Below are 21,232 nucleotides of genomic sequence, written 5' to 3'. Positions count from 1 at the left end.
AATGACAGTGGGGGCAGACTGCGCCGTTCTCACTTGCCGCCCTCCGTCAGCACCACCTTCTCGACGGTGTAGAACGGGTCACTGAGCGGGGACGTGAACTGGAAGCACAGGTCTTCGTCACCGCTCAGCTTGGGCAGGCTGCCGGAAAAACGGAACTGCTGCGGCGACTTGGCCGGATCGGGCAGGGGGAAGGTGGCGACGACGACTGGCTTCACCGCCGGATCTTTGGCGGCGGCGATGCACCGGGCGGTGACGATCAGCTCGCCATAGGTGCTGACATTGTAGAAGGCGCGGACCTTGTTGAAGTCGTGCGCGAGGCCGTAGTTGCGCGGCAGGCGCGCGACGTCGACGGTGAAGCCGGTCGCCACGTCCAGCGGCGCGGCGGGGTAGGCCGTGCAGGTGTCGAACAGGTTGACGTTGAATACCGGCGCATTCTCCTGCGCCTCGGCGTTGAGCGGCACGCGCAGGCCGAGCGCGCCCTTGGGGCACGCCACCATATCCGAGCTGGTGCGGGTGAGCAGCGCGGTGCGGCTGGTATCGAACGCACGCGGGGCGGCCGTGAAGATGCCCGACTCGTCAAACGCCGCGGCGGTGATCGTCGTACCCGGCTTCAGCGTCAGCGGCGCCTTGTAGGCGGGTGACTTGGCCGTCGGCTGCTTGCCGTCCAGCGTATAGCGGATCGTGCCGAAGCCGGTCTGGGTGGTGATCGCCACCTTGGCTTGCCCGGCTCGCAGCGCCTCGCCGCGCGTGCCCTGCAGCTTGTAATCGACCGCAAAGGCGCTGTCGGCGACTTCCATGCCCGAGCGGCGCCAGCGCGCGATCTGCGGCTGGAGGCGCGTCACGAAGCCGCCAAAGTCCCGCTTGTCCTTGCCCGACCAGGTGATCTCCGCGATCGCCGCCGCGCGCGGGAACAGCATGTGCTGCACCTGATACGGCGTGATCAGATACTCGCTCCATGCATTGCCCTGGGCGCCCAGCACATGGCTCGCCTTGGCGGCGTCGATCCCCGCCGGCATCGGCTCATATTTGTAGACATCGGCCAGCGTCTGGATCGAGAGGCGGCCGGGCGGCTCGTCGCGGCGATCGCTCTGCAGGCTGTCGAGATAGAGGGTGGGGGCGGGGGTCAGCACCACGTCGTGCCCCTTGTTGGCGGCTTCCACCGCGCCCTTCTCGCCGCGCCACGACATTACCGAGGCCGAGGGCGGCAGGCCGCCTTCGAGAATTTCGTCCCAGCCGATCAGGCGGCGGCCATGGCTTTCGAGATAGGCGCCGAACTGGTCGATCATCCAGCTCTGCAGCGCATTCTCGTCCTTGAGGCCCAGCGCCTTGATCTGCGCCTGTACTTCCGGCGAGCGCTGCCACTGGTCCTTCACCGCCTCGTCGCCGCCGAGATGGATGAAGGTGCCGGGGAACACCGCCATCAGCTCGTCGAGGACTTCCTTGACGAAGGCGATGCCCTTGGGGCCGGGATTGAACAGATAGGGGTTCACGCCCCAGTCGTGCGAGACTTCCGGCCGATCGCCGAAGATGCCGAGCTCCGGATAGGCGGCGACCAGCGCCTGGGCATGGCCGGGCAGGTCGATTTCCGGCACGATCGTCACGCCGCGCTCGGCGGCATAGGCGACCAGGCCTTTCAGCTGCTCCTGGGTGTAGAAACCACCGACCTTGGCGCCGGGCGCGCCGCCGGTGCTCGGCGGGGTGCGCCAGCCGCCCACTTCGGTAAGCTTCGGATAGCGCTTCACCTCGAACCGCCATCCCTGGTCGTCGGTGAGGTGGAGGTGCAGCGTGTTGAGCTTCACCGAGGCCATCTGGTCGACCACGCCATAGACGAACTCGATCGGCTGGAAATGGCGGGTAACGTCGAGCATCAGCCCGCGCCAGCCGAAGCGCGGCGCGTCGTCCACCGTCAGGGCGGGCAGCTTCACCGCCTTGCCGAAGCCGTGATCGGGGCTGAGCAACTGGGCCAGCGTCATCGCGCCATAAAGCAGGCCGCGATCCCCCGAGGCGGCGATGCGCACCCCCTTGGTGTCGATGGTCAGGCGATAGGCTTCGTCGCCCTTGATACCGGCATCGCGTTCGAACCGGATCGCGCCGCTGGTGCCGGTGGCGCCCAGGGCAAGGCCGCGCTCCGCCTTCACATGCGCGGCAAGAAGGCGCGCGGCAGCGGCGGCGGCGGTATCGCCGGCCGGCACGGCGATGCCGGTGCCGTTCGCCACGGTGAAGCTGCCCTTGCCCAGCTGGACGCTGGCGGGCAGGGGGGTGAGCGGCGGCACCGTCTGGGCGAAAGCGGTGGAAGACAGCAGCAGCGCCGCCCAGCCGGAATGCTTTGCCTGGTTCAGGAACGCGCGCATCGGAAACTCCCCTTGGTCGCGGCCGCCGAACGGGGCCGGAGCAAGGGTGTAACCAATTTAGATCCTATCGGACAATAGGGTTGCGCAGACGGACATAGTTCTTTGCAATTAACCTCTTGACCAAGTCGCTTGAGGCTGTTGGTATTGTCATACCAATGTAGGTCCCGGAGAACGTTTGCGCGCTACGGGGCGCTTGCTGTAGGTCCGGCACGCCGATGGGCGCTGGCGCCTGGCAAGGGGGAGGACGAATGACGTTTTCGGATCAGATCGGACGGTTTCGCGAGGGCAACCCGTCGCCGCTCTATCTGCAACTGCAGCAACTGATCCGGGAAGCGATCAGCGGGAAGATCCTCGCTCAGGGCGACGCGATCCCGCCCGAGCGGGACCTCGCCGTGGAATATGACGTGTCGCGCATCACCGTCCGCAAGGCGATCGGCGGGCTGGTCGAGGAAGGCCTGCTTACCCGACGCCGCGGTGCCGGGACCTTCGTCGCCGAGCGTGTCGAGAAGAGCTTCTCCAAGCTTTCCTCCTTCACCGAAGACATGGCCGCCCGCGGCCGCGCTGCCAGCAGCAGCTGGATCGCGCGTTCGGCGGGCCAGGTGACGCCGGAAGAGGCGATGGCACTGGGCCTGTCGCCTGGTGCCGGCGTGCTGCGCTTCTCGCGCATCCGCTTCGCCGATGGCGAGCCGATGGCACTCGAATTCTCGACCATCGCCGGCTATTGCCTGCCGTCCGTCGATGCCGTGGGAGACTCGCTCTACACCGCGCTCGAAGCCGCCGGGAACCGCCCGGTGCGCGCCCTGCAGCGGCTGCGCGCGGTGCCGTTCCTCGGCGAGCATGCCAAGATGCTGGGGGTCGATCCGGGCCATGCCGGCCTGCTGATCGAGCGCCGCGCCTTCCTGCGCGACGGCCGCCCGGCCGAAGTGACTCGCTCCTACTATCGGGGCGATGCCTATGATTTCGTGGCGGAACTCAGCGACGTCTGAGTTCCCCCTTCCAGCCTGACTTTGGAGATTGCTGCATGGATCGTCGCCAGTTGCTGCTCGGCAGCGCGGGGTTGGGGGCGCTTGCCTCGCTGGGGCTGCCCGAGGCGCAGGCGGCCGCGCGCGCGGTGGAGGGCGACGGCTTCCCGATGCCCGCGCCCAAGACCGCGCTGATGCCGCGCCTGCCCGACGGTGATCCCACGCGGACCCGCATCGAGCGCGGCTGGCGTTTCCATGAAGGCGATGTGCTGCCCGCCGCCCTCAAGGACCATGACGATACCTATGGCAGCGTGAAGGCGGGCAATGCCCGCGGCGCCGCCGCCCGCGACTATGACGACAGCGACTGGGCCGAGGTGCGCCTGCCGCACGACTGGGCCTCGTTCCAGCCGTTCGAGCAGACCGCCAACGTCTCGCAGGGCTATCGTAAGCGCGGCATCGGCTGGTATCGCCGCCGCCTGACGCTCGACCCCGCCGATCACGGCAAGACGATCGAGCTGCATCTCGACGGCGTCGCGACCAATGCCACCGTGTGGGTCAACGGCAGCGTCGTCGCGCACAGCTGGTCGGGTTATGCCAGCATCCTGGTCGACATGACACCGTTCGCCCGATTCGGCGACGAGGACAATGTGATCGCGATCCGCGTCGATGCCGAGGCGATGGAGGGCTGGTGGTATGAAGGCGCGGGCCTCTACCGTCATGCCTGGCTGGTGCGCCGCTCGCCGGTGTCGATCGTCACCGACGGGGTACATTGCGATCCGCGCAAGACCGACAATGGCTGGCAGGTGCCGGTCACCGTCACGATCGTCAATATCGAACGTGCGCCGGTGGGCGTGACGATCGAGGCCGAACTGCTCGATCCGGCCGGCAAGCGCGTCGCCATCGGCACCACCGCCGCGACGGCGCTGGTGCTCGATCGCGTCGAGGCCTCGTTCGAGCTGTCGGCCGGGGCGCCGCAGCTCTGGTCCGTCGAGACGCCGACGCTCTACATCGTCCACACCCGCCTGCTGCGCGACGGCAAGCTGATCGACGAGCGTCGCACCGCGATCGGCTTCCGCACCGTCCGCTTCGATGCCGACAAGGGGCTGTTCGTCAACGACAAGCCCGTCAAGCTCAAGGGCGTGTGCATCCACCAGGACCATGCCGGCGTGGGCGTCGCGCAATATGACGCGCTGCTGGGCTGGCGGCTGGAGCGGCTCAAGGCGATGGGCTGCAACGCGATCCGCATGTCGCACAATGCGCCTACCGCCGAGCTGCTCGACTGGTGCGACCGGATGGGCTTCCTCGTCATGGACGAGAACCGCCACTTCAACCCGGCGCCCGATTATCTGGCGCAACTCAGCTGGATGGTGCGACGCGACCGCAACCATCCGAGCGTCATCCTCTGGTCGGTCTTCAACGAAGAGCCGATGCAGGGCACCGAAGCGGGCGTGGAGATGGTCCGCCGCATGGAAGCCGCGGTGCGCAAGCTCGACGACAGCCGCCCGGTGACCTCGGCGATGAACGGGTCGTTCTACAATCCGTCGAACGTCTCGTCGGTCGTCGACGTGATGGGCTTCAACTATTACCAGGGCGAGTACGACAAGTGGCACCGGCTGAACCCCGGCCGGCCCAGCACCAGCTCCGAGGATACCAGCGCGTTCGAGACGCGCGGCGCCTTCGCCAGCGATCCCGCCAAGCACGTGATCACCTCGTACGACGAGGAGCCCGCGCCCTGGGGCAATACCCACCGCAAGGCGTGGCAGCTGATCGCCGCGCGCGAGTTCATCGCCGGCGGGTTCGTCTGGACCGGGTTCGACTATCACGGCGAGCCGACGCCCTATGCGTGGCCGACGATCGCCAGCTTCTTCGGCATCATGGACCTGTGCGGCTTCCCCAAGACCGCGTTCGGCATCCACAGCGCCGCCTGGATCGACGATGCAGCCGTCGTGTGGCTGGCGCCGCACTGGACCTGGCCGGGCAAGGAAGGCCAGCCCATCAAGGTGTTCGTCGCCTCCAATGCCGAGAGCGTGACGCTGCTGCTCAACGGCAAAGCGATCGGCACCCAGAAGGTCGACCGGCTGCAGGGCAATGAATGGCAGGTGCCCTATGCGCCCGGCCGGCTGGAGGCGCAGGCGATGCGCGGCGGCAAGGTCGTCGCGCGGATGGTGCACGAGACCGTGGGCAAGCCGGTCGCGCTGCGGCTCACGCCCGCCCGCACCGTGATGGCCGGCGATGACGAGGACGTCCAGCCGATCACCATCGACGCGATCGATGCCAAGGGCCGCCATGTGCCGACCGCCAATCTGATGACCAACTTCACGGTCGAGGGCGCAGCGATCCTCGGCGTCGGCAATGGCGATCCGAACAGCCATGAGCCGGAAAAGGGCCATGCCCGCTCGCTGTTCAACGGCCTTGCCCAGATCCTGGTGCAGGCGGGCACCGGTCGCGGCAAGATCACCGTGCGGGCCACGGCCGAGGGGCTCAAGCCCGCGCTGCTGACGATCGACCGTGCCGAGATCGCGCCGCGCGCGCAGATGGGCGTGACGCCGTCGCTGATGGTGCTGGGCGACTGGCGGCGCTCGGCGCTGCTCGCCGACAAGCCGAAGCCTGGCCTGGTGCCGGACAATAACAGCTGGGCCTTCCTGCGCAGCGCGATGCCGACCCCCGCCGAGCCGCAGCCTGGCTGGCGCGTCTACAACAACCGCCTGACCCCGTGGCGGCGCATCGCAGCCAATGGCGGCACGCTGCGCTTCGCGAGCATCGGTGGCCGCGCGGAACTGTGGGTCGACGGCAAGAAGCTCGCCGAGAAGACCGACGCGGCGCCGGCGCCGCTGGAGGCTGTATTCCCGGCGGGTGCGGGGCAGCGGACGGTCGAGCTGATCGTGGAGGCACCGGCAGGGCAGGCGAGCGGCCTGCTGGGCAAGGCGACGCTCACGCCGCGTTGAGCTGCCGACGCCGTCCTCCCCCGCATGCGGGGGAGGGGGCTCGCGCAATCCGGCGGATGCCGGGCCCCTGGCCACCGAGCTTCCCATCGCTCCAAGCCTCGACGCGCCAGCGCCCGCTGGCGGGAGGGAGGGGGAAGCGCTCGCAGCCGGCCAAGAACCGCCGCGCCCGGCTGCTGGCCCCGGGCCGAAGTTTAGGAAGTTTAGGCGTGCGCGCGTTTCGGTGGGTCGCGACGGGCCGGCGAGCGGGGGCAAAGTTTAGGAAGTTTAGGTTGGTGACGGTTCAGCGCGTGCGGCGTGCCGAAGCACCGATCGAGGCCGCCAAGCGTCTCGCTTCGCGCGCGGTGGCGTTACCGAACGGATCAAAGAGCGACCGCCTGAAAGCGGTGTGCTGGTACATATGGGGAACGTCGTCGTACCCGCAAGACGGCCGGTGTACCGCTCTACGGTAATGGCGGAAGTTGGTGGGAAGCGGACATGGTGTCAGTACGCATTGCCGTTGCCGACCAAATAGCGCACAAACATCAATAGGCAGCAATGAGGGGAAGATCTCGATGCGCTGGTTTCCCGCCACAGTCCTTTGTCTAGCCGCGCTTGTTGTCTCCGCCAATTCGGCCATTGCGCAGAACGATACTGCTGAGATGACCTACAAGGCCGCAGGGGCGCTTGCCAGCAAGCCAACCGCAACAATTGCTTACGGCCCCTCAGATCTGCAGGTAGCCGACCTACGGCTCCCTAAGGGCAAGGGGCCTTTTCCCGTCGCAGTGATCCTGCACGGTGGATGTTTCATGGCGAGCGTAGACAAGCGCGCCGGCATCGCTGCATTCGCCGACGCACTCACCGCAAAGGGTTTCGCGACTTGGAACGTTGAGTATCGACGGGTCGGGGATCCGGGGGGCGGTTGGCCCGGCACCTTCCAAGACGTTGCTGCCGGGATCGACAAGCTTGCGGAGATCGGGCCGCGTTATCGTCTCGATCTTTCGCGGCTGACGTTGGTCGGGCATTCGGCAGGAGCATTTTTCGCACTTTGGGCGGCGTCTCGACCGCGCCTGGATCCGCCGTGGACCAGTACACGGGTTAAACCTGTCAGCGTCGTTGCAATCGACGGTCCGGGCGCTCTTGCACCCTTCGTTGGTATCGATGCGCAGGTTTGCGGCAGGCCAGTTATCGTGCCGCTCATGGGCGGCACACCGGGAGCGAAGCCGGCCGAGTACCACATAGCTTCTCCGGCGGATCACCTGCCGCTCGGTATCTCGCAACTACTGGTCTCCGCAGAGCTCGGAGATCTGATGACGCCATACATCGCAGCTGCGAAAGCATCCGGCGATAGCGTGCAGGTTCTAGAACCGGCGGGTGCAAACCACTTTGACATCGTCATCCCGGCGACACCGAACGGGCAGGCAGTGGTGCAGTTCATTGTGGACCATGCGCTGCCCTCTCAAAGGTAATGATCGATGGGAGTCGCGGACGTTGTCGCGGGGGCCACGATGAGCGCCTGCATGTCTGCTATTGGGCGCGAGCCGTCGTGCGTCGCCCCTCGCTCCCGCCTCATCCGAGAGCGCGGAGCGCGGCTTCACCCCCGCAGCGCCACCAGCACCGCCTCGTCGCCCAGCAGGTGCAGTACCGCGCCCGAAGGTCGCGCCACGCCGCGCAGGCCGAGGGCCAGCAGCGCCGCGTCGTCGACGTCCGCCGGGTTGGTCAGTTCCACCCGCAGGCGATGGTCGTGGGCGCTGACCGAAAGGATGTTCGCCGCACCGCCCAGTGCGGCCAGCGCCGCCGGTTGGAGCGCTACCGGACGCTCGGGCGTCGGGGCCGCGACGGGGGCGGCCGGCGCCGCGACACCGCCACGCGCGGTCGCGTCGCGGATCTCGACCGCCACCACATCGGCGATCGGGCCCAGCACCACCTGCAGCGCGCGCTCCGAGGGACGCAGGATGCCGTGGGCGCCGAGCGCCTTGAGCGCGGCATCGTCGACCACGCCTTGGTCGGCGACGATCAGGCGCAGGCGCGTCGTGCACGCGCCGACCTCGACCAGATTTGCCGATCCGCCCAAGGCGCGGGCGAAGGCTTCGCCGCGGCTGGACGGCGCGGCACCGGCCGCGGTCTCGGCGGCCACCGGTGCCTCGGCATCGCGGCCCGGCGTCTTCAGGTCGAAGCGGCGGATCGCCCAGGCGAAGATGCCGTAATAGAGCGCGAAATACACGACGCCCACCGGCACCAGCAGCAGCGGCTTGGTCGCCTTGCCGAAGTTGAGCACATAGTCGAACAGGCCGGCGGAGAAGCCGAAGCCGAGCTTCACGCCCAGCAGGTCCATCACCACCATCGCCACGCCGGTCAGCACCGCATGGACGACGTAGAGGGCCGGGGCCAGGAACATGAAGCTGTATTCGATCGGCTCGGTCACGCCGGTCAGCAGCGAGGTAAGCGCGAGGCTGAACAACAGGCCCCCCACCGCCGCGCGGCGCTCGGGCAGGGCGGCGCGGTACATGGCGAGGCACGCGGCGGGCAGGCCGAACATCATGACCGGGAAGAAGCCGGCCATGAACGCGCCCGCATGCGGATCGCCGGCGAAGAAGCGGCGCAGGTCGCCCGTCGCGCCGTTATAGTCGCCCTGCACGAACCAGAACACGTTGTTGAGGATGTGGTGCAGGCCGGTCACCAGCAGCACGCGGTTGAGCACGCCGAAGGCGAACAGCCCGAACGGCCCCGCACCGGCGATGCCGTGGCTCAGCCCGTCCACGCCCGCGCTGATATGCGGGAAGCCCAGGCCGACGATCACCGCGATGACGAGACCCGCCACCCCGCTGACGATCGGCACGAAGCGCCGGCCACCGAAAAAGGCCAAATAGGAGGGCAGCTTGATCGCCGAGAATCGGTTGTAGAACACACCGCCGATCAGGCCCGAGGCGATGCCGATCGGCACGTCGAGCCGGGCGACCGCCTTGGCCTTCCACGCCGCCACGGCCAGCGCGGCCGGATCCTTGGCGAGGCCGACGCCCACGTCCGCCGGCACCGCCAGCAGGCTCTTGCCCGCCTCGGTCGAGACCAGGAAGCAGACGATGCCCGCAAGCGCCGCCGCGCCGTTGCCGTCCTTGGCATAGCCGGTCGCGACCCCGATCGCGAAGAGCAGGCCGAGATGCGAGAACAGCGCGTCGCCGGCGGCGCTGATGAAGGCGATGTTGAGCAGATCGGGCTGGCCGAGCCGCAGCAGCAGCCCCGCCACCGGCAGCACCGCGATCGGCAGCATCAGCGCGCGACCGAGCGGCTGGAGCGTTTCGAGGATCTGCTTCATGCGGTATATTCCCGGGCAAGGCGGCGGACATCGGCGGCGGTGGCGCAGACCAGCGCCTGGGCGGCATGGGCGCGCACGCACTCGAGCGTGAGGGTGGAAAGCAGCGCCTTCACTTCGGGCACCATCGCGACGGTGGCGGAAAGCTCGGTCACGCCGAGCCCGATCAGGATCGGCACGGCCAGCGGATCGGAAGCGAGGCCGCCGCACACGCCGACCCAGCGGCCATGCGCGCGCGCGCCGCGACAGGTATCGCCGATCAGCCGCAACACGGCCGGATGCAGCCCGTCGATCCCGCTGGCGACGGCGGGATTGCCGCGGTCCATCGCCAGTGCGTACTGGGTGAGGTCGTTGGTGCCGATCGACAGGAAGTCGGCTTCGGCGGCCAGCAGATCGGCGGTCGCGGCGGCGGCGGGCGTTTCCACCATGATGCCCAGCTCGACCTTCTCGCCAATGCCGAGCTCGTCGCGCAGCCGGTCCAGCACCGCGCGCACCGCGCGCAGCTCGCCGACGCTGGCGATCATCGGCAGCATGATCTTGGCGACGCCGATCGGACGGACGCCGAGGATCGCGCGCAGCTGGTCTTCCAGGACCTGCGGGTGGGCGAGGCCGACGCGGATGCCCCGCAGGCCCAGCGCCGGGTTCTCCTCCGCTGCGATCGGCAGATAGGGCGCGGGCTTGTCGCCGCCGATGTCGAGCAGGCGGATGATCAGCGGGCGGCCCTGCAGCGCGTCGGCGATCGCCTGATATTCGCCGGTCTGCTCCTCCACGGTCGGCGGGGTGTCGCGATCGAGGAACAGGAATTCGGTGCGCAGTAGGCCGCTGCCCTCGGCGCCGGCGGCAACCGCGCGTTCGGCATCGCCGACCGAGCCGAGATTGGCGAACACTTCGATGCGGGTACCGTCGGCGAGCCTTGCCTGGTTCCTTGCGGCGGCGCGGGCCGCTGCGAGTGCGATGGTGCGGGCGTGCACCCGTGCCTGTGCCTCGGCGCGCTGGTCTTCGTCCGGGGCGATGCGCAGCGTGCCGGCGGCCGCATCGAGGATGAGCGTCTCGTCTTCGGCGATGCCACGCAGCGCCGGCCCCATCGCCACCAGCGCGGGGATGCCGAGGCTCGCCGCGAGGATGGCGACGTGGGAGGTGGGCCCACCCCGCACCGTGCAGAAGCCGCGGACCTGCGCCGGGTCGATGCCGGTCACCTGCGACGGCAGAAGGTCGTCAGCAAGCAGGATCGTGCCTTCCGGGAAGGTCAAGGGCGCGTCCTGTACGCCTTCGATGGTCGATACGACGCGGCGCTCCAGATCGACCATGTCATCGGCACGCTCGGCGAGATGGGCGTCGCCGCTGGCGCGCAGCAGATCGGCCTGCGGGCGCAGCGCGAGCCGCCAGGCATGGCCGGCGCTGGCGCCGTCGAGGATCGCCTGCCGCGCGGTTTCGAGCATGTCCGGATCGTCGAGCATCGCGCGGTGCGCCGCGAGGATGGACCGCATCGGGCCGGCGGCGTGGCTGAGATCGGCGTCGATCGCGCGAGCGACGCGGGCGATGCCGTCCTCCAGCCGCGCGCGCTCGAGGCTGGCACCCTTGCCGACCGGATCGATGGTCAGTTCCGGCAGGCGGAAGAAGCGGGCGGTGCCGATCGCAAGGCCCGGCGCGGCGGGGACGCCGGCGAGCAGGCCCGGATCGTTCGACGCCACCGGCGCAACGGGCGCAGCCGCCGGTGCGGGCGCGGGCGCCGAGGCGGGATCGGCCTTCTCGCCCATGCCGCTCTCGATCATCGCGGCGAGCGTCGCGGCGGCTTCGTCGGCACGGCCGCCCTCGGCGGTGATGCGGATGGTATCGCCCAGCTTGATGCCCAGCGTCATCAGTCGCACCGGGCTGCGCGCGTCGGCGCTCTGGCCGCCCTTGGTGATCGTCACCTTGGCGGCGAAGGGCACCAGCACTTCGCGGAGCTTGGCGGCGGGGCGGGCGTGGATGCCGTGCGCCAGCGGCACGACAACGTCGCGAAACGCCGTCTCGGAGGCCGGCGTGACGGCCGTTTCGGCAACGACCGCCGCACGCTGGATCGTGAAGATCGGCTCGCCAGGCGCGACCATGCCGCTGCCGCGCTTGCCGGCAAGCGTCAGGCCGTCCTGGCTGATCAGCAGCACCGGCGTGGTCACCGACGGCGCGCCGCACACCACCGCGTCGAGATCGAAGCGGATCAGCACGTCGCCCGCGCGCACCCGGTCGCCCACCTTCACCTGCGGATCGAAGCCGGCGCCGGCCAGCTGCACCGTGTCGATGCCGATATGCATCAGCAGTTCCACGCCGTCGCCGGCGCGCAGGGTGATCGCATGGCCGGTCGGCTGCAGCACGGTCACTTCGCCGTCGCAGGGCGCGTAGAGGCAGCCTTCGGTCGGGTCGATCGCCACGCCGTCGCCCAGCATCCGCTGCGCGAAGACCGGATCGGGAACGTCTTCCAGCGGCATCAGCCAGCCCGCCATCGGCGCGCCGATGGCGAGGGCCCCGGCCGAGGCGTCGTCGTGGGAAGAGGGCGGCGCGATCGTGCTCAGGGCGGGTCTCCGTGCGATCAGGGGAAGCGGGTTGCGCCGATCCAGCACCCGGCGGGCTGGAAGTCGCGGGTCATCTGCACCCAGTCGGCGCGCAGGCCGGGGGCGAGCGTGCCGCGCTCGTGCGACAGGCCGAGAAAGGCGGCGGGGCTGGCGGCGGCCATCATCGCGGCGTCCTCGGGCGAGGTGCCGACGCGGGTGACCATGTGGCGGAACGCACCGGTCATATCGAGCGCCGAACCGGCCAGCGTGCCGTCGACGCCGAGCAGCCGCCCGCCTTCGACGCGGATATGCTGGCCGTGCAGATCGAACGCGGTCATGTCCGATCCTACGTTCGGCATCGCATCGGTGACCAGCAGGAAGCGGTCGTGCGGGCGGGCCGCCAGCGCAATGCGCAGCGCTGCATCGTGCACGTGGAAGCCGTCCGGGATGATGCCGCAATAGGCGGTCTGGTTCTCCAGCGCCGCGCCGACCACGCCGGGCGCGCGGTGGAGCAGTGGCGACATCGCGTTGTAGAGATGGGTGACGCCGGTCATGCCGGCCGCGAACGCCGCCACGGCGGTGTCGTAGGTCGCGTCGCTATGCCCGATGGCGAGCAGCACGCCCGCGTCGGCAAGACGGCGGACATCGGCCAGGTCGACCATCTCCGGCGCCAGCGTCACCAGCACCTTGCCGCGGCGCGGGCGGCCGAGCAGCTCGACCATGCCGGCATCGAGCCCGCGGAACTTGTCCGCATCGTGGATGCCCTTGCGCGCCTTGTTGAGAATCGGCCCCTCGATGTGCACGCCGACCACGCCGGGCACGCCGGCCTCGATCGCGGCATCGGTCGCGGCGAGCGCGCGGGCGATCACCTCGGGCACGTCGCTGATCAGCGTCGGCAGGAAGGCGGTGGTGCCGAACTTGGCGTGCGCCGCACCGATCGCGGCGATGCCCTCCACCGTCGGATCGTCGTTGAACAGCACGCCGCCGCCGCCGTTCACCTGGACGTCGATGAAGCCGGGGACGATCCAGCCGCCGTCCAGGTCGATGGTGTCGGTGCCGGCGCCGCTCGCCGAGATCGAGACGATGCGGCCCTGGTCCACCTCGATCACCGCCTCCGGAAGCGTGCCGGCGGCGGTGACGATCTGGCCGTTGACGAAGCGGAAACTGCTCATCGAGTCTCGGTCACCTTGCGGAGATACAGCGGCGCGTCGGGATTGTTGCCGCGCGCCAGCGAGAGCGCATTGACCATCGGGTAGAAGCTCTGGACCATCAGGATCGGCTCCAGCGCCGGGTGGCCAGCGAGCACCGGCAGCGGCGAAGCATCGACGGCCTTCGCATCGGCGAGGCAGACGCGCGCGCCGCGCTCGGCGAACTCGGCGGAGGCTTCGCGGACGCTGTCGCCGGCGGTGTCCGAGGTCGCGAAGGCGAGCACCGGGAAGCCTTCGCCGACGATCGCCATCGGACCGTGGCGCACTTCCGCGGCGCTGAACGCCTCGGCATGCAGGCCGCAGGTTTCCTTGAACTTGAGCGCGGCTTCCTGGGCGACCGCGAAGCTATAGCCGCGACCGATCACGAACAGGTTGGTGGCGTCGCGGAGCGTCTCCACCACGGCCGACCAGTCGAAGTCGCGGGCCTGTTCCAGCTGCTCGGGCAGCGCTGTCAGAGCCGACGCCACGGCTTCGTCCTGCGCCCATTCCGCGACCAGCGCGGCGAACGCGGCGAGCGCGGTGATGTACGACTTGGTCGCGGCAACCGAACGCTCGGGACCCGCCTTGAGGCCGATGGTGGTGTCGGCCATCGCGGCAAGAGGGGACTCTTCGTCGTTCACGAGTGCGACGACGCGGGCGCCCGCTGCCTGATAGGCCTTGACGGTGGCGAGCAGATCCGGGCTGCGGCCGCTCTGCGACACCGCGATGCACAGCGCACGCGCGGTGGAGACGGGGGCCTCGAACACCGACGCGACCGACGGCGCGGCGGAGGCGACCGGCACGCCGATCATCGTCTCGATCAGATATTTGCCATAGGTCGCCGCGTGGTCCGACGATCCGCGCGCACAGGTTACGACCAGCGCCGGCGGATTCGCCCGCAGATCTTTGGCCAGCGCGGCGAGCGCCGCGCTGTTGGCGTCGAGCAGGCGGCGGACCGCTGCACCGGCTTCGGCCGCCTCGGACGCCATCAGCGTCGCGCCGCCCGCGGGCTTTTCGATTTCAGCGATCATGTCCCCCATTGCCTCCACTGGCTATGACCGACACAGGGATAAGTTACATATTGGTATTGTTCAAGCGCTAGGTTGCAGATCGAGCAATTTCCGCAAGCCCGCGACCTTCTCCGCATCGGTTGCGAGCCGCGGGCCGGCCTGAAAACCGAAGGAAATTTCGCGCGCATCGGCGGCGCCCTGCGGACTGCGACAGGAGGCATGGACCTCGCGCACCCCGGTTTCCAGAATCGGCGGCAAGGTCACCGCATCGATGCCGCTGCCGGCGAGAATGGTCAGCCGATCGCCGGCAGCAGCGACGAGCGCTGCAAGCGTGGCGCGGCCGTCGACCGCCTTGGGGGTGCATCCCGAGGTAAGGATGCGGTCGAAGCCGAGCTGGACTGCCGTTTCCAATGCCGCGAGCGGATCCGGGCAGAGATCGAAGGCCCGGTGCAAGGTCAGCGAAAGGGGGCGCGGGCCGCTGCGCGCCACCGCGACCCACGCGGCCAGCATGTCGACGTCGAGGCCATGGTCGACTCGGCTGGCGCCGATCACCACGCCGGCCAGCCCCGCTTCCGCCGCGGCACGAATGTCGGCCTCGACCAGCGCCGCCTCGGCGGCGGTATAGACGAAGTTGCCGTCGCGCGGGCGGGTCAGCAGATGCACCGGGACCGGGGCCTGCGCCGCCGCCGCGATGAGCGATGCGGGCGGAGTCAGGCCACCCACCGCCAGTGCCGCGCAAAGTTCGATCCGGTCCGCCCCGCCGACGATGGCGGCGTCGATTCCGGCGACATCTTCCACACAGACTTCGAGCAGGCGGCGCATAAGGTATTCGATTCCGTTCGGCAGGTTCTAGAAAAGTCCTATGCCTATGCTACGCCGAACGTCCAGCCCTCCGTGGCGGCGAGAGCGGGCGTTAGGCCCGCGGGGGTCCAGAGCCGTGCTTGCCCGGCGGCGACGCGCAACCAGGCGGCGCTGAGGATCGCGTCGGTGGCGTGGTCGTCATAGCGGGAGAGGGGGGCGTGCGGCGCGGATCCGAAGGCGGCGAGCATCGCGTCCAGGGTTTCGGCGTCCCGAATCTTGGAGATCCCCTTGCGCATGCCCGCCAGCCGTGCGGCGAGCGAGGTGTAGATTTCGACCAGCACCGGGCCGGTCTCCGGTAACGGGTCGAACGGCCAGATGCCGATGCGCCCGCGCAGGCGATGCAGCACCCGCATGCCGGTAAGGCTGGACTTGCCCACCTGGCTCGCGCCGACCAGGTTGAAGCAGCTATAGGGCGAGAGCGCCATCGCCTCCTGGCCCGCCTCGCAGACCCGGAAACGGCCGCGCCCGCCGGGGAACAGATCGCCGCAATCGCCCATCTGGCGGAAATGGCGCCGCGCCTCCGGGTGGCGTACGAAGCTGGTGGCGGCGAGGTGCGGATCCCTCTCGGACAGTCGATGCACCAGCGCCCATAGCCCCGGTCCGTCGGCGGGGCTTTCGTCCCAGCCGGGGAAATAGGCACCGGCATCGACGAACGGGAAGGCAGGCGAGAGATCGAGCCCGACCAGGGCGCGGGTGCCGCTGGCGGCGAGATCCTCCAGAAAGGCAAGAATGTCCCCGCGCGACCAGGGGCGGTCGATCAGCACCGGTGCGCCGTCGCCCGCATGGGCGTGGGCGACGGCCAAGCCCTTGGGGCGCTCCACCGCCTGGCCCGACCAGTCGATCGCGATGAAATCGGTGAAGGGCAGCGTGTCTATGCGCCCTCTCCGCGACGTTTCTCCCGCATCTCGGCCCACCAGGCGAGACGTTCGGATACCCGCTTCTCATGTCCCCGATCAGTGGGCACGTAGAAGGTCTGCGGCTCCATCTCCGACGGCCAGTAATGGTCGCCGGAGAAGCCGCCTTCGGCATCATGATCGTAGGTGTAGCCGGTGCCGTAGCCGATCTGCTTCATCAGCTTGGTCGGCGCGTTGAGGATGTTCTGCGGCGGCATCAGCGAGCCGGTTTCCTTCGCCACCTTCCACGCGGCCTTCTGCGCCTTGTAGGCGGCGTTCGATTTGGGGGCTGTCGCCAGGTAGAGACATGCCTGGACGATCGCCAGTTCCCCCTCGGGCGAGCCGAGAAAGTCATAGGTGTCCTTGGCGGCAATGCACTGCACCAGCGCGTTGGGATCGGCCATCCCGATGTCTTCCACCGCCATGCGGACCAGGCGGCGAAGCAGGTACAGCGGCTCTTCGCCGGCGGTCAGCATCCGCGCGAGATAATAGAGCGCCGCCTGCGGGTCCGACCCGCGCACCGATTTGTGAAGCGCGGAGATCAGGTTGTAATGCCCCTCGCGGTCCTTGTCGTACACCGCGACGCGGCGCTGGAGAAAGCCGGACAGGCCCGCTGGACCGAGCGGCGCCTCGAACTGCACCGAGAACAAGGTCTCGGCCTGGTTGAGCAGGAAGCGGCCGTCGCCGTCCGCACTTGCCACCAGGGCGTCGCGGGCCTCCGGCGTGAGGGGGAGAGGGCGTTCCTCCAGCGCCTCGGCGCGGTCGAGCAACTGGGTGAGCGCCTCGTGGCCGAGCCGGTGCAGGATCAGCACCTGCGCGCGGCTGAGAAGTGCGGCGTTGAGCTCGAACGAGGGGTTCTCGGTGGTGGCGCCGACCAGGGTGACCGTGCCGTCCTCGACATAGGGCAGGAAGCCGTCCTGCTGGGCGCGGTTGAAGCGGTGGATCTCGTCCACGAACAGCAAGGTGCGCTTGCCGATCCGGGCATGCTCGCGCGCCTCGGCGAACACCTTTTTGAGGTCCGCGACGCCCGAGAAGACGGCGGAGATCGCGACGAAGCGCAGCCCCACCGCATCGGCGAGCAGCCGCGACATGGTGGTCTTGCCGGTGCCGGGCGGGCCCCAGAAGATGATCGAGCTGAGCTTGCCCGCGGCGACCATCCGGCCGATCGCGCCCTGCGGGCCGGTGAGATGCTCCTGCCCGACGACGTCGTCCAGCTTCCGCGGGCGCAGGCGATCGGCGAGCGGGCCACCGGCGGGCGTGGTGTCGGGGGCGGGCGGTTCGTGGGTCGCAAAGAGGTCGGCCATCGCGGCCAAGATAGGCGGCGGCGCGGGGATTTGCATCCTCGGCCTGTGCGGCGCGTGCAAGGACTTGATCGCGCGCAAGGCATCCGCACTCCCGGTGCCGCACGCAGGGGGCGGTTTTGAGGAGGATCGGGCATGGACTGCGACGTCGTCATCGTCGGGGGAGGGCCGGTGGGCCTGGCCTTCGCGCGCTCGTTGCAGGACAGCGGACTGCACATCATCCTGCTCGAGCGCGCGCCGCTGGAGGCGCTGGCCTCGCCCCGCTTCGACGGCCGCGAGATCGCGCTGACCCATGGATCGAAGCGCATCCTCGAACAACTCGGCGCCTGGAGCCGGATTCCGGCGGACGCGATCGCGCCGATGCACGCCGCCAAGGTGGTCAACGGCGATTCGCCGTTCGCGCTCAACTTCACCGCCGGCGGCGGGGCGGACGACCCGCTCGGCTGTCTGGTGCCCAACCACCGGATCCGTGCGGCGCTGTACGATGCGGTGAAGGCGCAGCCGGGGCTGCGGATCGTGACCGGCGCGGAGGTGGTCCATGCCCGCTCCGGCGCCGCGGGCCCGCGTGCCGAGGTGCTGCTCTCCTCGGGGGAGGTGGTGCGTGCTCGCCTGCTGGTGGTGGCGGATTCGCGACTCTCCAAGATGCGCGAAGCGCTCGGCATCGATGCCGATATCAACCCGCTCGGCCGTTCGATGATGGTGGTGCGGGTGCGGCACGAGCTGCCCCATGGCAGCGTGGCGCTCGAATGGTTCGATCACCGCCAGACGCTGGCGCTGCTGCCCCTCAACGGGAACATGGCCGGCGCGGTGCTGACCCTGCCGGAAGACGCCGCCCGGCGCGTGGCCGCGTTCGACGATGCCGCACTCGGCCGCGACCTTACCCGCCGCTTCCGCCAGCGGCTCGGCCGGATGGAGGTGGTGAGCGACCGCAACGTCTATCCGCTGGTCACCACCTGGGCCCATCAGTTCGTCAGCGGGCGCGCCGCGCTGATCGGCGACGCCGCGGTCGGGATGCATCCGGTAACCGCGCACGGCTTCAACCTGGGGCTCAGTGGCCAGGCGCTGCTCGCCGCCGAGGTGCTGGGTGCCGTGCGGCGCGGGATGGATCCGGCGTTGCCGGCGGCGCTGCGCCGTTTCGAGAACGGCCACCGCGCCGCGTGCAAGCCGCTCTACACGGGGACCAACCTACTGGTGCGGCTGTTCACCGACGAGCGCCTGCCCGCGCGCGCGATGCGGCACGCGGTGCTGCGGCTGGGCGCAGGGCTGCCCTTCGTCCGACCAACGGTGCGGGCGATGCTGATGCATTGAGGGATCTCTCGAGGACCTTACCTCGGGAAGGGGGTCTCGCAAGGGGCTTGCATAATCTCTCTCAAGATATATCTTGTGTGCATCAAGACTCAGACGAGAAAGAGAGCATCATGTTTTTTCATTTTGGACATCCTGGCCGCCATCGGCACCAGGACCGGCATTGCGGCCCTCGCGGCCGCGGCGGTTGGGGCGGGGAATTTCCCGGCGGCTTCGGCATGGTCTTCGGCATGGAGGAGCGCGGGCGCGGCGGACGCGGCCGGCGCATGTTCGGCGGCGACGAGCTTCGCCTGATCCTGCTCAAGCTGATCGAGGAAGCGCCGCGCCACGGCTATGACCTGATCCGCGAGATCGAGGCACGCTCGAACGGCGCCTATGCCCCCAGCCCGGGCGTCGTCTATCCGACGCTGACCATGCTCGACGACATGGACCTGATCGCCGAGCACAAGAGCGACGGCGCCAAGAAGCAGTTCGCCATCACCGAGGCCGGCACCGCGCATCTGGCGGAAAACGCGGCGGAAGTCGCGGCGCTGTTCGAGCGGCTGGCCGATCTGGGCGAGCGCCATGCCCGCACCAGCGGCGGCCCGGTCCGTCGCGCCATGCACAACCTCAAGACCGTGCTCGCGGCCAGCGTGTTCGAGGAGGAAGTGGCGCCCGAGCGGCTGCACGCGATCGCCGAGATCCTCGACGAAGCCGCGCGCAAGATCGAGCGGCTGTAAGCAACGATGCCGCGGATCGAGGTGTTACGCCGCCGGCTGGGCCTCGTTCCCGCCGCGGCCAAGGAGAATGGAATGACGATGACCAGCTTTAGCGCCGAGGCGCTGGTGCCGACCGAGCATGCCAGCCGCTATCTCCAGCAGCTGTGCAAGCACTGGCAGCATAATCTGCAGGTGGCGTTCACCCCCGAGAACGGCACGGTGATCTTCCCGAAGGATGCCCGCGGCGCCAGCCACCCGGGCGATGCAGTGGTGACGTTCAACGTGGCGGAAACCGGCCTCGACGTCCGGATCGACGCCAGCTCCGCCGAGCAGCTGGAAGGGCTGAAGGGCGCCGTGGCCCGGCATCTCGATCGCTTCGCGTTTCGCGAGGGCGAACTGCAGTATAATTGGCAGTAAGCGATCCAGGGGCGCCGAGTGCGGCGCCCCTTCGCAGGGTCAGGCGAGCGCGAGCGCGCGGCGCTTGCGCAGCACGCCGCCGATCGTGCCGAAGCCGAACAGCAGCATCGCCCAGCTGGCCGGTTCCGGCACCGAGTTGGTCGTCACGAACGTGCTGGTGCCGGCATAGGTGCCGAGATGCACCTCGCCGTTCAGCTGCATCGACTTGGCGACGATGCTGCCCTCGATCGCGCTGCTGTTGACCAGCGCGGCGAGCGGCGCCAGCACGGTGCCGTGGAAGCCCTTCAGCGACAGGTTCTCCGCCTGGCTGAAGTTCCAGATCACGGTCTGGTTGAGCGACTTGTCGTTGATGTTGCCGCGCTCCACCAGATTGGTGCCCAGCACGTTGATGATGGTGGTAACGCCGCTCGGCACGCCCTTGAAGAGATTGTCGAAATTGGCGTTCTGATCGGTGAACGCCGCTTCCGTCATGGTGAACACGGCATAGCCGTTCGTTGCACCCGAATAGTTGAGCGCGCTGTTCGTCGAGGTGATCGTGCCGAGCGAGGTGAGGCCCGCCAGCTGCGTCGAGAGGGCGGTGAGGTTGTTGCTCAGCGCGCTCATCTTGACGACCAGACCCGCCGCCACGTCGTTCGCACCGCCGGGGGCGAGGCTTGCGTCCTTGACCGCGCCGTTGATGCCGCCTGCCGCCGTGCCGCCATAGGTCACGCTATGGTTGTTGACGTTGAACTGCGTCGTAAGGTTGCCGCCGGCGACCAGCTTGCCGACCTGCCCGTTGGCATCGTTGAAATCGATATAGCCGACATTGCCGCCGATGCGGGCGGTGTCGCCCAGCGGGTTGGCGTTGCTGCCATTCGCATAGCCGGCCTTGAGACGGAACGAGCCCGTCGCATCGCCCACGACGCTGAGCACGTCGAACGCCGAGCTTGCCGAGCTCTGGGTGGTCGAGCCGATGCCGAAATTGGTGAAGTTGGCGGCCGCCAGCGATCCGACGAAGCTGCGTCCTTCGACTTCCTGCCCGTTGGTCGACAAGGTGCCGAAGACGACGAGGTTGAGTTCGCGCAGCGCCTGCAGGCCGGCAGCGGCGTCACCGGGCGCGGCCTGGGCGCTGGTGGCGATGAGGGTAGCGACAATGGCGGCAGCAGACACGAGGCGCATTCAGATTTCTCCATGAGATGTACGCGCCCTGGCCGCCCCCTCCGGTGACCCCCGTGCGCGTGCCACGCCTGCCGTGGCATCGTTCCTACACCAACTAGGTGTTTTTGCGGTGTTGACTATACCGTTTTCCGCATTTGCTCGACCGAATATGGCATATGCTCAGAGAAACATACGGTTTCATTGCGCCTCGATTATCCGACGCCTGGCCGACCTTGTCCTGAATCGAAACGGGGCAGGGGGGAGCGGCGTCAAAATTCCCGGCCGGCCGGGACACGAACGAAAAGGGCGGCGCCGCACATTCGCGGCGCCGCCTTCTTCAAGCGGGGCTTC

The 21,232-nt window shown here is 68.8% G+C and carries 15 protein-coding genes; 6 read left to right on the top strand and 9 right to left on the bottom strand.

Annotated features, from left to right (window positions below):
* Positions 1-29 precede the first annotated feature (29 nt).
* Positions 30-2,351, bottom strand: a complete 2,322-nt coding sequence (locus tag QZ814_RS10310; protein WP_294331645.1) for a family 20 glycosylhydrolase — start codon at positions 2,349-2,351, stop codon at positions 30-32.
* Between the two features lie 248 nt (positions 2,352-2,599).
* Here QZ814_RS10310 and QZ814_RS10305 point away from each other — a divergent pair, with 248 nt between their 5' ends.
* From QZ814_RS10305 to QZ814_RS10295, 3 genes are all read left to right on the top strand, one after another.
* Entirely contained in the window at positions 2,600-3,337 is a 738-nt protein-coding gene (locus tag QZ814_RS10305) for a GntR family transcriptional regulator (protein WP_294331643.1), read from the top strand.
* A gap of 35 nt (positions 3,338-3,372) precedes the next feature.
* Positions 3,373-6,258 carry a beta-galactosidase GalA gene (gene galA / locus QZ814_RS10300; RefSeq protein ID WP_294331641.1) on the top strand — a complete coding sequence of 962 codons (2,886 nt, stop codon included), beginning with the start codon at positions 3,373-3,375 and terminating at the stop codon, positions 6,256-6,258.
* A 551-nt stretch (positions 6,259-6,809) separates the two neighbouring features.
* On the top strand, positions 6,810-7,703 hold the full coding sequence (locus QZ814_RS10295) for an alpha/beta hydrolase (protein WP_294331640.1): 894 nt from the start codon (positions 6,810-6,812) through the stop codon (positions 7,701-7,703).
* A gap of 125 nt (positions 7,704-7,828) precedes the next feature.
* Here the strand turns inward: QZ814_RS10295 and nagE are convergent, their stop codons facing one another.
* From nagE to QZ814_RS10260, 7 genes are all read right to left on the bottom strand, one after another.
* Positions 7,829-9,547 carry an N-acetylglucosamine-specific PTS transporter subunit IIBC gene (nagE, locus tag QZ814_RS10290; protein WP_294331639.1) on the bottom strand — a complete coding sequence of 573 codons (1,719 nt, stop codon included), beginning with the start codon at positions 9,545-9,547 and terminating at the stop codon, positions 7,829-7,831.
* Positions 9,544-12,024 carry a phosphoenolpyruvate--protein phosphotransferase gene (gene ptsP / locus QZ814_RS10285; protein WP_294331637.1) on the bottom strand — a complete coding sequence of 827 codons (2,481 nt, stop codon included), beginning with the start codon at positions 12,022-12,024 and terminating at the stop codon, positions 9,544-9,546. Before ptsP ends, nagE begins: the two co-directional genes overlap by 4 nt.
* 86 nt (positions 12,025-12,110) lie before the next feature.
* Complete coding sequence (nagA, locus tag QZ814_RS10280; RefSeq protein WP_294331635.1) at positions 12,111-13,244, bottom strand: N-acetylglucosamine-6-phosphate deacetylase; 1,134 nt, start codon at positions 13,242-13,244, stop codon at positions 12,111-12,113.
* Positions 13,241-14,290, bottom strand: coding sequence for an SIS domain-containing protein (locus QZ814_RS10275; protein WP_294331633.1), 1,050 nt, complete (start codon positions 14,288-14,290; stop codon positions 13,241-13,243). The genes nagA and QZ814_RS10275 overlap by 4 nt, the downstream gene beginning before the upstream one ends.
* A 60-nt stretch (positions 14,291-14,350) precedes the next feature.
* A complete protein-coding gene (locus tag QZ814_RS10270; RefSeq protein ID WP_294331632.1) occupies positions 14,351-15,091 on the bottom strand; it encodes a copper homeostasis protein CutC in 741 nt (246 codons plus the stop codon).
* A 44-nt stretch (positions 15,092-15,135) separates the two neighbouring features.
* Positions 15,136-16,044 carry a hypothetical protein gene (locus QZ814_RS10265; protein WP_294331631.1) on the bottom strand — a complete coding sequence of 303 codons (909 nt, stop codon included), beginning with the start codon at positions 16,042-16,044 and terminating at the stop codon, positions 15,136-15,138.
* Positions 16,002-17,327, bottom strand: coding sequence for a replication-associated recombination protein A (locus tag QZ814_RS10260; protein ID WP_294331628.1), 1,326 nt, complete (start codon positions 17,325-17,327; stop codon positions 16,002-16,004). The genes QZ814_RS10265 and QZ814_RS10260 overlap by 43 nt, the downstream gene beginning before the upstream one ends.
* Before the next feature lie 132 nt (positions 17,328-17,459).
* Between QZ814_RS10260 and ubiM the strand changes: the two genes are divergently transcribed.
* The 3 genes from ubiM to QZ814_RS10245 all read left to right on the top strand — a co-directional run bounded on the left by ubiM (position 17,460) and on the right by QZ814_RS10245 (position 19,744).
* Positions 17,460-18,632 carry a 5-demethoxyubiquinol-8 5-hydroxylase UbiM gene (gene ubiM / locus QZ814_RS10255; protein WP_294331625.1) on the top strand — a complete coding sequence of 391 codons (1,173 nt, stop codon included), beginning with the start codon at positions 17,460-17,462 and terminating at the stop codon, positions 18,630-18,632.
* Between the two features lie 215 nt (positions 18,633-18,847).
* Positions 18,848-19,348, top strand: a complete 501-nt coding sequence (locus QZ814_RS10250; protein WP_294331623.1) for a PadR family transcriptional regulator — start codon at positions 18,848-18,850, stop codon at positions 19,346-19,348.
* A 72-nt stretch (positions 19,349-19,420) separates the two neighbouring features.
* Entirely contained in the window at positions 19,421-19,744 is a 324-nt protein-coding gene (locus tag QZ814_RS10245; protein WP_294331622.1) for a DUF2218 domain-containing protein, read from the top strand.
* Between the two features lie 39 nt (positions 19,745-19,783).
* On the opposite strand, the gene QZ814_RS10240 is transcribed toward QZ814_RS10245, so the two are convergent.
* Positions 19,784-20,902 (bottom strand): collagen-binding domain-containing protein, encoded by a 1,119-nt coding sequence (locus QZ814_RS10240; protein ID WP_294331620.1) that lies wholly within the window; start codon positions 20,900-20,902, stop codon positions 19,784-19,786.
* Positions 20,903-21,232 lie beyond the last annotated feature (330 nt).

It is taken from the genome of uncultured Sphingomonas sp. (genome assembly GCF_913777625.1).
Lineage (GTDB): Bacteria > Pseudomonadota > Alphaproteobacteria > Sphingomonadales > Sphingomonadaceae > Sphingomonas.
This window is presented reverse-complemented; position numbering and strand designations above follow the sequence as displayed.

What these genes read in the sequence shown, in the direction of transcription:
- QZ814_RS10310 (WP_294331645.1), bottom strand. Translation starts at nt 2,351, where the DNA reads ATGCGCGCGTTCCTGAACCAGGCAAAGCATTCCGGCTGGGCGGCGCTG.
- QZ814_RS10305 (WP_294331643.1), top strand. Translation starts at nt 2,600, where the DNA reads ATGACGTTTTCGGATCAGATCGGACGGTTTCGCGAGGGCAACCCGTCG.
- galA (WP_294331641.1), top strand. Translation starts at nt 3,373, where the DNA reads ATGGATCGTCGCCAGTTGCTGCTCGGCAGCGCGGGGTTGGGGGCGCTT.
- QZ814_RS10295 (WP_294331640.1), top strand. Translation starts at nt 6,810, where the DNA reads ATGCGCTGGTTTCCCGCCACAGTCCTTTGTCTAGCCGCGCTTGTTGTC.
- nagE (WP_294331639.1), bottom strand. Translation starts at nt 9,547, where the DNA reads ATGAAGCAGATCCTCGAAACGCTCCAGCCGCTCGGTCGCGCGCTGATG.
- ptsP (WP_294331637.1), bottom strand. Translation starts at nt 12,024, where the DNA reads ATGGCGGGCTGGCTGATGCCGCTGGAAGACGTTCCCGATCCGGTCTTC.
- nagA (WP_294331635.1), bottom strand. Translation starts at nt 13,244, where the DNA reads ATGAGCAGTTTCCGCTTCGTCAACGGCCAGATCGTCACCGCCGCCGGC.
- QZ814_RS10275 (WP_294331633.1), bottom strand. Translation starts at nt 14,290, where the DNA reads ATGATCGCTGAAATCGAAAAGCCCGCGGGCGGCGCGACGCTGATGGCG.
- QZ814_RS10270 (WP_294331632.1), bottom strand. Translation starts at nt 15,091, where the DNA reads ATGCGCCGCCTGCTCGAAGTCTGTGTGGAAGATGTCGCCGGAATCGAC.
- QZ814_RS10260 (WP_294331628.1), bottom strand. Translation starts at nt 17,327, where the DNA reads ATGGCCGACCTCTTTGCGACCCACGAACCGCCCGCCCCCGACACCACG.
- ubiM (WP_294331625.1), top strand. Translation starts at nt 17,460, where the DNA reads ATGGACTGCGACGTCGTCATCGTCGGGGGAGGGCCGGTGGGCCTGGCC.
- QZ814_RS10250 (WP_294331623.1), top strand. Translation starts at nt 18,848, where the DNA reads ATGGTCTTCGGCATGGAGGAGCGCGGGCGCGGCGGACGCGGCCGGCGC.
- QZ814_RS10245 (WP_294331622.1), top strand. Translation starts at nt 19,421, where the DNA reads ATGACGATGACCAGCTTTAGCGCCGAGGCGCTGGTGCCGACCGAGCAT.
- QZ814_RS10240 (WP_294331620.1), bottom strand. Translation starts at nt 20,902, where the DNA reads ATGCGCCTCGTGTCTGCTGCCGCCATTGTCGCTACCCTCATCGCCACC.